The organism is Haloarcula sp. JP-Z28 (assembly GCF_011440255.1).
Lineage (GTDB): Archaea > Halobacteriota > Halobacteria > Halobacteriales > Haloarculaceae > Haloarcula > Haloarcula marismortui.
The window spans coordinates 1-12,447 of sequence record NZ_JAAOHT010000094.1 but is presented as its reverse complement, the minus strand read 5'-3'; the positions used below and the strand labels follow the sequence as shown (position 1 = coordinate 12,447).

At 55.7% G+C, this 12,447-nt stretch carries 14 protein-coding genes and 2 pseudogenes; 5 read left to right on the top strand and 11 right to left on the bottom strand.

Annotation, left to right across the window (positions count from 1 at the left end; all coding sequences use genetic code 11):
- Positions 1 to 204: 204 nt before the first annotated feature.
- Positions 205 to 504, top strand: a pseudogene (locus tag G9463_RS21585) (transcriptional regulator); the annotation flags it as partial.
- 120 nt (positions 505 to 624) lie between these two features.
- Here the strand turns inward: G9463_RS21585 and G9463_RS21580 are convergent.
- The 8 genes from G9463_RS21580 to G9463_RS24400 all read right to left on the bottom strand — a co-directional run bounded on the left by G9463_RS21580 (position 625) and on the right by G9463_RS24400 (position 6,773).
- The gene (locus G9463_RS21580; protein WP_165897795.1) at positions 625 to 849 is read right to left on the bottom strand and encodes a hypothetical protein; all 225 of its coding nucleotides are present in this window, start codon (positions 847 to 849) and stop codon (positions 625 to 627) included.
- A 684-nt stretch (positions 850 to 1,533) separates the two neighbouring features.
- A complete protein-coding gene (locus G9463_RS21575) occupies positions 1,534 to 3,282 on the bottom strand; it encodes a b(o/a)3-type cytochrome-c oxidase subunit 1 (RefSeq protein ID WP_004965245.1) in 1,749 nt (582 codons plus the stop codon).
- A 1-nt stretch (position 3,283) separates the two neighbouring features.
- Positions 3,284 to 3,799: a cytochrome c oxidase subunit II gene (locus G9463_RS21570; RefSeq protein WP_004965248.1), complete on the bottom strand. Its 516-nt coding sequence runs from the start codon at positions 3,797 to 3,799 to the stop codon at positions 3,284 to 3,286.
- Between the two features lies 1 nt (position 3,800).
- The gene (locus G9463_RS23885) at positions 3,801 to 4,196 is read right to left on the bottom strand and encodes a hypothetical protein (protein WP_004965252.1); all 396 of its coding nucleotides are present in this window, start codon (positions 4,194 to 4,196) and stop codon (positions 3,801 to 3,803) included.
- A 381-nt stretch (positions 4,197 to 4,577) separates the two neighbouring features.
- Positions 4,578 to 5,354, bottom strand: coding sequence for a sulfite exporter TauE/SafE family protein (locus G9463_RS21560; protein ID WP_049919341.1), 777 nt, complete (start codon positions 5,352 to 5,354; stop codon positions 4,578 to 4,580).
- Positions 5,354 to 5,551, bottom strand: a complete 198-nt coding sequence (locus G9463_RS21555; protein ID WP_004965258.1) for a hypothetical protein — start codon at positions 5,549 to 5,551, stop codon at positions 5,354 to 5,356. The genes G9463_RS21560 and G9463_RS21555 overlap by 1 nt, the downstream gene beginning before the upstream one ends.
- 79 nt (positions 5,552 to 5,630) lie before the next feature.
- Complete coding sequence (locus G9463_RS21550; RefSeq protein WP_049919335.1) at positions 5,631 to 6,509, bottom strand: sulfurtransferase; 879 nt, start codon at positions 6,507 to 6,509, stop codon at positions 5,631 to 5,633.
- 141 nt (positions 6,510 to 6,650) lie between these two features.
- Positions 6,651 to 6,773, bottom strand: a complete 123-nt coding sequence (locus G9463_RS24400; protein ID WP_004965263.1) for a hypothetical protein — start codon at positions 6,771 to 6,773, stop codon at positions 6,651 to 6,653.
- Positions 6,774 to 6,924: 151 nt separating this feature from the next.
- Between G9463_RS24400 and G9463_RS21545 the strand changes: the two genes are divergently transcribed.
- The gene (locus G9463_RS21545; RefSeq protein ID WP_165897794.1) at positions 6,925 to 7,641 is read left to right on the top strand and encodes a helix-turn-helix domain-containing protein; all 717 of its coding nucleotides are present in this window, start codon (positions 6,925 to 6,927) and stop codon (positions 7,639 to 7,641) included.
- Positions 7,642 to 7,991: 350 nt separating this feature from the next.
- Here the strand turns inward: G9463_RS21545 and G9463_RS21540 are convergent, their stop codons facing one another.
- The gene (locus G9463_RS21540) at positions 7,992 to 8,453 is read right to left on the bottom strand and encodes a ferritin-like domain-containing protein (protein ID WP_004965268.1); all 462 of its coding nucleotides are present in this window, start codon (positions 8,451 to 8,453) and stop codon (positions 7,992 to 7,994) included.
- Positions 8,454 to 8,936: 483 nt separating this feature from the next.
- Here G9463_RS21540 and G9463_RS21535 point away from each other — a divergent pair, with 483 nt between their 5' ends.
- Positions 8,937 to 9,263, top strand: a complete 327-nt coding sequence (locus tag G9463_RS21535) for a UPF0175 family protein (RefSeq protein WP_165897793.1) — start codon at positions 8,937 to 8,939, stop codon at positions 9,261 to 9,263.
- Between the two features lie 131 nt (positions 9,264 to 9,394).
- Here G9463_RS21535 and G9463_RS21525 read toward each other — a convergent pair whose 3' ends face one another.
- Together G9463_RS21525 and G9463_RS24395 are read right to left on the bottom strand one after the other, a co-directional pair.
- Positions 9,395 to 10,666 carry an RNA-guided endonuclease TnpB family protein gene (locus G9463_RS21525; protein ID WP_165897792.1) on the bottom strand — a complete coding sequence of 424 codons (1,272 nt, stop codon included), beginning with the start codon at positions 10,664 to 10,666 and terminating at the stop codon, positions 9,395 to 9,397.
- On the bottom strand, positions 10,650 to 10,775 hold the full coding sequence (locus G9463_RS24395; RefSeq protein WP_255458722.1) for a hypothetical protein: 126 nt from the start codon (positions 10,773 to 10,775) through the stop codon (positions 10,650 to 10,652). Before G9463_RS24395 ends, G9463_RS21525 begins: the two co-directional genes overlap by 17 nt.
- Positions 10,776 to 11,017: 242 nt before the next feature.
- Here G9463_RS24395 and G9463_RS21520 point away from each other — a divergent pair, with 242 nt between their 5' ends.
- Together G9463_RS21520 and G9463_RS21515 are read left to right on the top strand one after the other, a co-directional pair.
- Complete coding sequence (locus G9463_RS21520; protein WP_240150109.1) at positions 11,018 to 11,401, top strand: twitching motility protein PilT; 384 nt, start codon at positions 11,018 to 11,020, stop codon at positions 11,399 to 11,401.
- Between the two features lie 674 nt (positions 11,402 to 12,075).
- Positions 12,076 to 12,447, top strand: a pseudogene (locus G9463_RS21515) (ISH3 family transposase); the annotation flags it as partial.

Genomic DNA, 12,447 nt, shown 5'->3' with positions numbered 1-12,447 from the left:
GACCGATTCCGATCCAAACACATCTAGCGGAATCATTCGTGTCGGGCACCGCTGACGCGGTGCCCTTGTCCTCTTCGAATCCACAGCTGCCGCTCAACAATATCCACAATCTCCTACGCAAGAGCGTTCTGTATATTTTAGTCTAGCCAAAAATATTTTTGGCTTTTAGGAATATTACTTTGTTCAGAGGGGTAAACAGTTAGTATGATACTCGTTAGCCACATTGGACTCGTATTCGTTGCCGGTCTAGTCACTGCGGTAGCCACTGGGCTGGGAGCGATCCCGTTCTTCTTTATTGACGAGTTTAGCGACCGTTGGAACGTCGCGCTCTGGGGCATTGCGTCCGGCATCATGGTGGCAGCGTCGCTATTCGGGCTGATTGGCGAGGGACTGCAGTACACCGCTGGGGGGCTTCCGACACTGATGATTGGCGGCCTCTTGACTGGAGTCGCACTGGTTGAAGTCTTTGATCGCCTGCTTGATCGGATTGATCTCGGTACGGACGACCATCCTGTGAGCAATCACGGAGACGCCCCACAAGGCAAGGGTGCTGACCCTAAAGATCCTGACTCCACTCAGAGCGGGCGCGTAAGTCTGGCTTCGACCCGGTTCAATTCCGGCAGATCAGTGCGTTCGATGGTCCGATAATGCAGTAGTCTCCCGTTTGAGACCGATCGCAAAGAGTAGTATCGCACTCGGGACCAACAGGAACGCACCGAGCGCCGTCACCATGTCACCAGTTAGCAAGCCGATAACGATAGCGGCGGTGGCGATACCGGCGGTGAACAGCGCCGGCAGACAGAGACGACAGCCCAGAACCCGGCGTTTGACCGTAATGCGTAGGGGCATACAGACATGTTCACGCCAGAAAATCCTATATCCTGTCTTGTCGAGTGACAACGGTCACTCCGTCCCAGTTATCGGCGGGGACCACCGGCAGGTCAGCCTCTGGGATCCCTGTCGCGCTTGACGGTCTCGTAGAGCGCATCACCACCGCTCAGGCTGGCTGCTTCGATACCGAGGTTCAGGACAGAGGTATAGAAGAATCGCCCCCCTGCTGCACACATTTTCGGCAGAAATACAAGCGAATAGGATTGAGAGTAGGGGCATAGAGCGAAGCTTCACTGGCCGTGCGAACGAGCCTGCAGCCTGTGATCCGAAGGCGACCCAGTACTGACCACTCATCATATTTGTTGCATACCTGCTCCCAATGAGTGACCACAATCATATATTTGAAATCCTGTGGAGTACCGTCGTACCGCCGTAATCAAGCCTGACATGCCCGAGAGTTTGGCTGCACCTCTTCGGGAGACTGTCGAGCAATTCAAACCCTGTGCTAAACTGCAAGCAAGTGATCTAGCGCGGCGACGGCTGATGCGCATCTGCAAACGTACGCTTGAATCACTGGAAATTGGATATAACTAGGAGCTTGAACGTCCCATCTTGTCTGGGGCGTAGCGCGTGAGTCCACACGAAAGCCATCCCAAAACAGCGATCAGGACCATTGCCCCCAAGTGAAGTAGGTAGGGTAGTTCACACGGGGAATGGTGGGGCCGCAGGGTTGAACGCGCCGTCGGCAACCATAGAGTAGATTGGGAATCCATAGGCGATGGCAACAAGGACAACGGCGATGAGAAACCAGAGTTTGACGTTGTCGAGCACCCGTGGGCTGTCCGAAGGTCCGGAGATGGGTTCGGGGAGGTGGCTGTCGACGCGCAACCGACCCCGGCCACGCTCGGCTAGCCACGTTCCGACCATCACGAGGACGAACATGAGCGCTCCAAGCGTCAGTAGCGTCCCGCCGATAGCAATCTGGAGACGCATCTCTGGCATCGAGCCCAGTACCGGCGCGAAGTCGAACTGCTGGTACTGCGGTTCGGCGGTCCGTCGGGGGACGCCGGCCAGCCCCGCTCGGTGCATCGCGTTGGACATCAGCCCCATCCCGATGAACCAGATGTACGGCTGTATCTGGGCGACGCCGTAGAACTGCAGGCGCTTGCCGGTAATCTGTGGGTAGAGCCAGTAGCTAATCGCCATCATCGTCAGGGCACTTGCCGTCCCGACGGTGAGGTGGAAGTGCCCAGGGACCCACAACGTGTTGTGGATGAGCGAGTTGATGTTCATCCCGGCATTGATGATGCCCGAGAAGCCTCCGGCGGCGAACATCATCCCGGCCAGCGCACAGCCGGCGAAGGCGGGGTTCCCCCACGGAAGCGCCTTCAGCCATCTCAGATAGCCCGTGCCACCTCGCTGGCGAGCGCCGTACTCCATGCTCGCGACGACGGTGAAAGCGGTGAGGAAACTCGGGAGCAACAGGAACATCGTGTTGGTCATTGCGATGAACTTGAACCCTTCTGGCACGCCAGGGTCGGCGTACTGGTGATGGAAGCCGACCGGCGTCGAGAGGATGAGAAAGAGAATAAAGACGACGCGAGCTAGCGGATCACTGAACAAACGCCCGCCAGAGAGCTTCGGAAGGACAGTGTACCATGCGAAATAGGCCGGCATCAACCAGAAGTAGACGACGGGGTGGCCGAAAAACCAGAACAACGTTCTTGTGAGTAGCGGGTCGACACTGTCGATGAGACCCAGGGACAGCGGCAAGAGAAAGACGAGTACCTCAACGGCGACGCCGAGCGTGGCGATGTACCACATCAGCATCGTCGTCATAATCATGAACATCTGCAGTGGGATGCGCTCGTTGGGGTTGTCTTGTCGCCAGTGGTAGTAGGTGCGTATCCAGTCTGCCCCGGCAAGCCACGTCCCCACGAGCCAGGCTGCCAGCCCTGCGTAGAACAGTGGATGGGCCTGCAACGGGGCGTAGAACGTGTACAGGACGTCGGCCGAGAACGGAATCTGGCCGACCAACCCACCGAAGATGGCTGTAGCAGTCATCACTGCACCCGAGAGCATGAGGAGAAACCACCCCAGTGAGAACCCCGGTGACGGTAATCCCATGCCGAGGCTTCTGCTGGTCCCCCAAGTGAAAATTCCGGTCAGGAAGAATATCGTGAAAAACAGCGCGAGCAGAACGCCGTGGCCCGTCAGCACAGAGTAGTAATCAGCCGAGCTGATGACTTCACGGAAGACGTTCGTCCGGTGGAGCGCCTGAACAATCCCCAAGAGAGCACCGATAGTCAATGCAGTAAACGAAACGCCCATGCAGAGACGGGTGATGCGTGCGGCGTTGGGGTACCGGTCGATGAAAGCGAGCCGGTCTTTGAGAGATGTCTCGTCTGCCTCGTACGCCTGTGGCTGCTCTGACCGGTGTGGATGTGCCATCTCAGTTCACCTCACTCTTGTTGAATTGCCCGGGTGGGACAACCTCCAGCGACCCTTCCATCGTGTGGTGGCCGCTCCCGCAGTACTCGTTGCAGACGAGCCCGTACTGACCGGGGTCGTCGAACTCTACGGTAATCGTCGCCACCTGCCCAGGAACAGCCATGGTGTTGATATTTGTGCCGACGACCTCGAAGCCGTGGACCACGTCTGTGCTCGTCACGTGGAACGTGACGGTGCTGTTTGCGGGAACGCGGACTGGGTCGCTCGTCCCGGGAACGAACAGGAACTGCTTCGCTTCGATATACACGTCGTAGTGGCCCGGTTCGCTGCCGTTGTACACACCCGGTTCTCGGAAGTTCTCGCTGGCCGTGGCGTCTGTGGGGTCAACCTGGCCACCAGTGTCATCAACCATCCCGTAGCCGGCGCCGACAGCGCCATAGGTCACAGTTCCGATGAACAGGACAATCATCGCGAGCGCGGCAACCAGCCACAGCCGTTCGAATCTGTGGACGTGCATATTATCCCACCACCGATGGCCCGTTACCGAGGAATTCGACGAAGTACATGAACAGCCACATCAGCGAAATGATGACGAAATACATCACGAGTAACAGTCCGGTCCCGACTGGGTCGAATGCGTCGTGGGCGACTGACTCGGTCTCATGTTGTGCGACGTTGGACTCAAACATTTGTCCAGTGTGCTGATTGGCGACTCGGTCTTCAGTGGCTGTTGCGGGAGAAAACGACTGCTCTGGCCTGTCTCGCCAGCTAAGGAGGTAGACCGCGCCGATGGTGAGTCCAGTGAGCCCCAGTGCCACCGCCGTTACGAACAGCCCGGAGCCACTGCCACCGCCAACGGCACCCCCGCTCGCTTCCTGCGCGCTTGCAGTGCCGGCGAACCCAAGTGCAGCCACTGACGCCGCCCCTCGGAAAATCGCGCTACGGACGCGCCGACAACCAAGCAATCCGTTGCGGTCGGGTATCGACCTGTTAGTGCCTGATTGCATCTTGTTAGTATCCATGCTGTTTCGTCTGAATCGACCCGATAGAGTTGTATTCTCACTTGTCACAGGACAACTCGACGGCTCCTGTCTGCTGGCCACGGCGCCGAGGTATCGTAGTAGCCGACAGCGTCTGACGAGTCGAGCACGGCTAGCAGGCTATTTGTCACTATCAGGACGGCCATCGTTGCCTTAGACGGGATATTGGCGATGCTGCCCAATGGCCTTAACCACCGAAGCAGCGTGTGACGAATCCGGTATCAGCACTCCACGAGCGGCTAGTCGCTCACTGAATCACCCCAACGGTTGATATATCGGAATCGATGGATGTGGAAGTTCGATACCAAAGATCATCAGTCCGTGCGAGAGCGGCAAATATCCCAGGACGAGGAATACGGCCCCAAGTGTGCGATGTAGCCTAGACTGAAACCGCGGCGACATCGAGTTGAACGCAACACCGTACCCAAACACTGCGGGGATAGTGCCCAGTCCGAGGACCGACAGTGCGAGCGCACCGTAGGCCGGCGAACCGATAGCGAAGGCGTACAGAAACGCCGGATAAAGAAGTGGACACGGGAGTATGCCGTGAACCGCACCCAACGCGATGATACGCGGACCGCCGACCCATTGGTCGATGTGCTGGTGAAGCCGTGTGCTCAGACGCCAGAATAACGACCCTGAACCAAGACTAGCGATAGCACCGGCGGTTGTCCCGGTTCGGAGATACATGCCCCCGGTCACGATAATAAACCCACCAACAGCCATTCCGGCGACTGCCCGAAGGGTGTCGGCCAGTGCGAAGACTGCTGCAGTGTCGTAGATGACGGTACCGAGCAGTCCCATGAGTCCCCCCAATAGCGCATAACTCGCCGTCCGTCCGAAATTGAACAGCAGGTGCTGGCGGATTTCGGTCCACTTGACTGGCCCGTCATCCCCTAGCTGGTCGGCGTACAGTGTGACAAGCGGCCCACACATCCCTAAACAGTGCGCCCCACCGAGCAAACCAACGATGGCGAAGACAACGAGACTAACGTCACCAGTGATAACGCCTGTCCCGTGGGTGCCGGCCATCATCGTATCCGAGACCACTCGCGCTCAAGCGTGTCGAGATCGTCTGATCCAAACATGAGGCGGACAGCGATAACGATGAGTACCGTATTGATAATTGCCAAGAAAGCAACTGGTTCGAGGGCGATAACGAACGCGGCTACGAATGGAATCGCAAGTAGCCCGACGAGGGGCAATCGCGAGGCAGGCATCGAAAGCATAGCAAATAGTCGCGTCCTCCGTGGCTTAGTTATCCGGTTGGCCTATGACAATAGTATCATGCTACCGAAATGGTCTCCGTTAGTCTGAGCCTGTTGCAATCGGGACACCGATGAGATTCCCCCACTCTGTCCACGCACCATCGTAGTTACGGACGGACGGGTAGTCGAGCAACTCGGACAGTACGAACCACGTCAATGACGACCGCTCGCCGATGCGACAGTAGACGATGACATCGCTGTCTCTATCGATGCCTCGATTTCGGTAGAGCTCCGCCAGTGTCTCGGGAGATTTGAACCGCCCGTTAGACTGGAGGTTCTCTGACCACACGATGTTCTTCGCGCCGGGGATGTGACCGCCCCGCCGGGCCGATTCCGTCATTCCAGGCGGGGCAAGGATAGTGCCGTCGTATTCTTCTGGTAACCGGACATCGACAAGTTTTGTTGGCTTTGACAGAGCCCGTTTGACAGCGCTACGATAAGCTCTGACGTGTTCAAACGGGCCACGTGTGCGATATGACTGTGTCGGATAGGACGGCACAGCAGTCGTTGTCGGCCGGCCCGACTCAAGCCAGTGTTCCCGCCCTCCGTCTAGTAGGTACATCTCTTCGTGGCCGTAGTACGAAAGCATCCAGTACAGATGGGCTGCAAACCAGTTCGAGTTATCACCGTACAAGACTAGCGTCGAATCCTCTGTGATGCCACGCGCACCGAGCAGGTTAGCTAACGCGGTTTCCGACGGGATATCCCGCCGAGTCGCGTGCTGTAACTGTTGCTGCCAGTCGATACAGACCGCACCTGGAATGTGCCCCTGCTCGTAGAACGCTGTGTTGAGGTCTACCTCCACTAAGCGTAGTTCATGGGACTCAGATTCGGCCTCGTCGAGGTGTTCTTCGAGCCACGCGGGAGTAACGACAGCATTTCTCACAGACTCTATAGTTCCACTCAGCCGTGCATTCATATGCAACTCACCATTGCCAGCGGCGGAGCTGGTCTATTTAAGAACATCTGACCTGTCCACATAACTCTAGCCTTGGTAGCCGACAATCATCAGCCAAGAACTAACTGTCAGACTGTGACCTACGCGGTCAGCCTTGCTTGGCTACCACGCTGCAGCGAACGTGAGCAGATCGATACCGATGATGAATAGAACGACCATGAGTGCGACAGCTATGACGACTTTGACAAACCACGGCAGAGAGCCATCAGCAGTGGTATTACTCATATTCAACCTTTGTTACCATGACGTCCTGAGCTTTTCGTTGTCCTACGACAAGTAATCGGAACCAGCGTGCCCACTCTCCAGCATACCGACATGGATAGCGGTCCGATTCGAATCGAAATTGACTGTACCGTTGATGCGTAAATTACAGTAGATGCGGGAGTTCGTCTTCGAAATCCGGTACGAAGCCAACACTGACGAGTTGATGGACCTGTTCATCGAGACACCGGAAGCCCGTTCCACGACGTTCCTCTGTTCGATGGGAAACGCGCAGCTCTGGCGGTTAGACCGCATAACCGGTCCCACCTCACTCGTCGAACAAGCGACAGCACTGTTGACAGGGTCGACGTACAATCAGTTGAGTATCAGTGACCGCGCCTGTGGTGGCCGTCACTACTGTGACGTACTGGAAAACAGCCCACAGCGAAGCCTCGTCTACAGCTATTTTGAAAATCTCGTCCACTGCGATTCAATCCCGACTATCACTAACCGGTATATAACCGGGGCACTCCTCTTCGAGATTATCCGTGAAGGGGACACTGAACGCTGGCGCATCCTTATGGAGGACGATAAAAAAGTCGGTATGCTGTACGACACGTTAGGCGGTCTGCTCCAAGACGGATTGTCTTTTCACTTCGACCACGTGAGTGACGCGACTGGGCCGTTGCTCACGCTGTTTGACTCAGTTTCTATTCGGCCTGAACAGAGCCGAGTGCTTGAACTGGCCGCCGAAGAGGGATATTACGAAACCCCACGCGAAACGACCCTTGATGAGCTTGCAGCGGAACTCGATTGGCCACGCTCAACGGTTTCGTACAGGCTGCGAAAAGCGGAGGCTAGCCTCGTTGAGTCCTATATCTCAACGAAGTAATCGGTCCCAGGGTACGGTCCCTATTCTGACTGGCTCACACGTCGTTCTTGGGTCGCTTCCCCAATACCTGCGTTCGCCGAACAGTTCGGACACGCGTAGACTTCTCCCTTTGTATCACTGAACACACGCTGGAACTGTTCGGAGACGTGATGACCACAGGTGGCACATTGAGGCATCGGTTAGCTTTCCATAGAGTCGTCAGTGGCAGGTCCAGGACTTGGTCGTCAGGGACCTCCACAGGCCGGTTGTGTATTACGACCGTACACCCATAGCTACGTGGTTGTCGTACGACAAACCGATACCACTCTCACTTTGAGCGAGAGAGATACCGAAACACCGCAACTATTGTTTCAGTTTTCGCTATACTCCTTCTCGAATCCACGAAATTCCGTCCGGTGGGCTTCCTCGTCCCCGAGAATTTCTACTGCCAAGTCCTCCGTAACCGGGTCGTCAGCCTCACGTGCAAGATCCACTAATTGTCTATACGTCGAAATCGCGTCTTCTTCAGCGTCGAGAACGCCCCTGATGACTGCCAGAACATCAGTCGAATCCTCAGGGGGTTGCAGACTTTCCTGCTGGGCAGTAAACTCGGCGGATCCAGGTGGTCGAGCGTCCAGTTGTTTGAGTCGCTGTCCCAGTAACTCTGCATGTGTGAGTTCTTCTAGAATATCCTCTTCGAGACTCTCTTTGATCTCTTGCGCTCGAACACCATCGAGAACAATCGAATTAGTCCTGTAATTCATGACTGTCTCCAATTCTTCTAAGTACGCGCTCTGGAGTACCGAGATCACTTCATCTGTAGTCGAGGTCATCGGATAAATGTTAGACTGGTGGAAATATAAGAATTGTATTGTCCTGTGACAAGCGTAGCGTTAGACCAAGACACCGGTACTGAGCAGGTGGACCTGCTGGACTGTTTAATAAATATCAGCGTTGACAGAACCTACACATCCCACGGAGGACACATAATAGCTGCTGAGTCGTCAGTGACGCTTATACTGGTACCAGAATGCAAGTGAAAGTTCATCACTTAGCGTTGATAGGCACTTCTGTCGCTGGTGGCATTTATGCGTGGCTGTACTTGAATAACGGCCCTGGCAAGTGTATCAATCTGCCGGCCACACACCGGGTTTCGAGTGTAAATCGGGGATGTCTGTTACGACTAATGAACAAGTCGGTACACAACCAGATCTTGGTCTAACTGATGTCGCATGGGTCTCGTGCTCGCGATGACAGGCTCACCGGCACTCCGCCGCAATTCATATAATGTATGCAGAGTTAGAATATAGTAAGCCATGTCTCGAACTACTGCCACCATTCCGGATGATCTAACGGACCTCATGGAGGGGGCGGTCAAAGCGGGCATCTTCGAAAATAAGAGCGACGCAATCCGCCATGTACTCCGTGAATACTTCGAAGAACACGAGAATGCACGGGTTGAGGCTGCTGTCTCATTGTATGAAGAGGAGCGAATTACGCTCGGGACTGCTGCTCGGCTTGCTGGGTTTAACCGCTTCGAGATGCGAGACATCCTTCGCGAGGAGGGCGTTGAACTTCGATTTGGACCGGAGGACATGGACGCCGCACGCGATGAAATAGACGTGGCTCGGAATCTCGAATGACAGGTGTGCCTGCTAACGCGACCGTTCTCAATACAACTGTTCTATCGAACTTCGCGCAGGTGGATCATATCGAACTCGTGACATCCTCTGCGCTGTGAACGGCGCGGCTTCCCACACATGGGGAATACCAGCTAAGTGCGGCTATCGCTGGTAGAGGGTTCCGACCCGTGGAAGGCCGAGAGAGTCATTTGCGAGTGTGTCTCGCTCGTCTCACGGTGGGTCGTGGTGCTGTCACAGGCACTCCCATCCCGAGGCGAGTCATTGCCTGCCGGTTTCAGCGGCACGCTCTCTCCCCACGGGTCAGCCCGTTGTGCAACGTTGATTGCGCCGTTTATATCGCCCTGAAACGTCGTGATGTGGCACTCGTCGTTGGTACACCGAAACGTGGCTTGGGCGGCCCTGTTTCCGAGGTGACCGCACTCGTGACACATCTGGCTGGTGTACTCCGGTCGGACGTACTCGACCGGGATACCAGCCTCTCGCGCTTTGTCCTCGACGCGGTTCTGTAACCGAGCGAACGCCCACGCATGGAGTCGCCGGTTCATGTACGCGCCGTAGTCCAATTCTTCGCGGATGTACGTCAGATTCTCCATCACCAGTACCGGCTTCTCGAATTGCCGGGCGTACTCGACAGCCTGCCGAGACGCCTTCTCGACAATATCTGTGAGGGCGTTCTGGTAGTGGTCGAATCGCTTGTCAATCCGCCACTCGGCGGCGTCTCGCTCTTGGAATCGTTTCAGGGTGGTGTGCATCTCTTTGCGGAGATGCTTCGCACGGCTCCCGTCACACACGAACGGGCCAGTTGGTGACCCGTCCTTGAGGGCACAGCCCGTTATCAGGGCGGTTTCACCAATATCCAGACCGATGTGCGTCACGTCGTCACCGTCTGTCGCGTAGTCGGGTTCTTCCACCGGAAACTCGACAGTGATGTGTAGTGTCCACGATGTACGATTCCGTTGCAGGCGGAGTTGTCCTGCTGAAGCGTTCCCGTCTACGAGGTCGTGCCACAGACCCTCCTGTTCGGGATTGATACGAAGCGGTATCCAGAAGTTGGTGCCGTGACCGGGTTGCGGTGCCCACCACGTGAACTCGTAGTCACGCGTCGGAGAGTGGTCAAACTTGGCGGCTTGGTTGGTGAGCCGAACTGGGTGGCTTTCGTCCAACTCCTGTGCGTCGTAGATTTCGTGAAGTTGTGGGACGTAGTTGCATAGGGCCGCTTTCGCCTGATACGGCAAGTCGTAGGGCGTCACCACGTCGCCGGTTGCGCTCATTGTGTCACACCCGGCGTCGAACGCCTCGTGTAGCCCCTGACGGTAGGTTTCGAGCAGGTCACACAGTTTCCGCTCTTTGTGTGCTGTCGGCGGGGCAAGCGTGGCTTCGAGCGTCTTAGTCGTCGTTTCCATCCATCTCTAACCCTTGTTCGATTAGCTCGCGGTAGGCACGCGGATGGCGGATGCCATTCTCACGAGCATACTCTTTGACCCGCTCGTGCAGGTCGCCACCACGCTCCATATCTATCTCTGTTCGCACAAGAATTTGTACGTTTTTACTCTACTAAATACTTACGTTGGGTATTCAGTCAGGCAACAGTCACGGAGATTGTAGCACGGAGCTTACGCGATTCACTCCCGCCCTGCTCAGTCCTCGGTTCCGACAGAGCGTCGGAACACTCGTTCTTCGCGGGAAGGGCGGGATTCTCTCGCTGTATCAAGATAGCGGACCTGCCACGACTCGTCACGGTTCCTGCTGTCCAGATGGAACTCACCGAAGGAGTTGAAACACATCGCTATCTCGAACACGCAGTAACTGCGCTTGAAGAAAATATTCCTGTCGTTGAGCCATCAGCGGAGGCACACCAAATCGAGCAGTCTCTCTTGGAAACGCTTGACCCGGGTGAGGCTCAAGCACTGGCAGTTGCAGATGACGTTGCTGGAACGGTGATCACCGATGATGGTGATGCACGTGCGACTGCGAATCACCGGGGCATCGAGCTAACTGGCTCGATTGGGTTGCTTGTCCGTTCTGTTGAGGATGATCGAATTACAGCAACGACCGCAGACACGTATCTTAAACGCTGGATCGACGAGGCTGGGTTTCACTCACCCGCTCGGGATCTCGATGTGTTCCTCGACGAATAGCGTCAGCATGAACGACTGATATCCCGATCACGCTTAGTGCAGATCTGGGCGGTGGCTGGGTTCGAGTTGCGGTAGTAATTCTCCCAATCGTCGATAATTGTCACTGTCAGCGAGCCCTTCAAGCGCGGAATCTCGGCCTGCTCGTCGGTTCCCTCAATCTTCTCATTCCACTGTCTGCCTCGTCAGCCTACTCCTCAGGTATATCGACGGCGATCGCGTCGTTAGCGATATCGAATCTATGCTCGGCGAACTCAACAACGACTCCGATAGCGGTCTCAGTAGCGTGCAGCGCAAGACCATCGCAATCTGTCTCGAACTGGGCAAGTCGTTCACTGACTAATTGAACAGAATTACTAACCAACAAGTCGTCGCCGAGGGGGAAACTGTTGGTTAGTCTGAAGTCTGTGTCGGGGTGAAGTCACGGAAATCCGGGGAGAGACACACCACTTTTTTACGTGAATCTGGTGAAGGGTGAAGACTCCGGTGGAACTCCAGCAGTCATCTAACTATCACGAATAGGCAAAAGGTAGGAGTAACAAGGCCGCTACCACCAAAACCAGGAATTTTGCAATTAGGCTAGTGTCAGAGCTTTAGATGAAATGGTGGACTGTTGCTCTAACAAATACTCAGTACTTCACAAAGCTGGTTAGTTGAGACGTCTGCTTGCTGAGGATGTGTCCAAACACCAGAAGCAAGCAGACGATGAAATCCACGAGGACCAGCTCCTTAACTTTCTCGTCAACTCGCTTGACGAGGAAGTTGTGCTTGGACTCGGCAACAATGCTGAAATCGATGCTGTGGACATCTTAGAAGTCCTCGTCGGCGCATGCGCCGACGGGACCTCGATATCTGAACTCTGCGAGACCAGTGAAGATTCTCCCCACAAAAACACGGTTCTGTACCATCTCCGTGAGAAGTTCGACCTAGCGTCGGTTGAACAAGTCGGGAACCCACTCCTCCAAAAGGACGTTCTAGAGATCCTACCCAAGCAGGTGGAGGTCTGCGCAGACCTCCACCTGCGACCCTACTACGGTGACAAAGACGAG

Excerpts from the sequence above, each read along its gene's own strand:
- G9463_RS21535 (WP_165897793.1), top strand. The coding sequence starts at position 8,937 with ATGTCTCGAACTACTGCCACCATTCCGGATGATCTAACGGACCTCATG.
- G9463_RS21525 (WP_165897792.1), bottom strand. The coding sequence starts at position 10,666 with ATGGAAACGACGACTAAGACGCTCGAAGCCACGCTTGCCCCGCCGACA.
- G9463_RS21575 (WP_004965245.1), bottom strand. The coding sequence starts at position 3,282 with ATGGCACATCCACACCGGTCAGAGCAGCCACAGGCGTACGAGGCAGAC.
- G9463_RS21545 (WP_165897794.1), top strand. The coding sequence starts at position 6,925 with ATGCGGGAGTTCGTCTTCGAAATCCGGTACGAAGCCAACACTGACGAG.
- G9463_RS21570 (WP_004965248.1), bottom strand. The coding sequence starts at position 3,799 with ATGCACGTCCACAGATTCGAACGGCTGTGGCTGGTTGCCGCGCTCGCG.
- G9463_RS21555 (WP_004965258.1), bottom strand. The coding sequence starts at position 5,551 with ATGCTTTCGATGCCTGCCTCGCGATTGCCCCTCGTCGGGCTACTTGCG.
- G9463_RS21540 (WP_004965268.1), bottom strand. The coding sequence starts at position 8,453 with ATGACCTCGACTACAGATGAAGTGATCTCGGTACTCCAGAGCGCGTAC.
- G9463_RS21550 (WP_049919335.1), bottom strand. The coding sequence starts at position 6,509 with ATGAATGCACGGCTGAGTGGAACTATAGAGTCTGTGAGAAATGCTGTC.
- G9463_RS21520 (WP_240150109.1), top strand. The coding sequence starts at position 11,018 with ATGGAACTCACCGAAGGAGTTGAAACACATCGCTATCTCGAACACGCA.
- G9463_RS24395 (WP_255458722.1), bottom strand. The coding sequence starts at position 10,775 with ATGGAGCGTGGTGGCGACCTGCACGAGCGGGTCAAAGAGTATGCTCGT.
- G9463_RS21560 (WP_049919341.1), bottom strand. The coding sequence starts at position 5,354 with ATGGCCGGCACCCACGGGACAGGCGTTATCACTGGTGACGTTAGTCTC.
- G9463_RS21580 (WP_165897795.1), bottom strand. The coding sequence starts at position 849 with ATGCCCCTACGCATTACGGTCAAACGCCGGGTTCTGGGCTGTCGTCTC.
- G9463_RS24400 (WP_004965263.1), bottom strand. The coding sequence starts at position 6,773 with ATGAGTAATACCACTGCTGATGGCTCTCTGCCGTGGTTTGTCAAAGTC.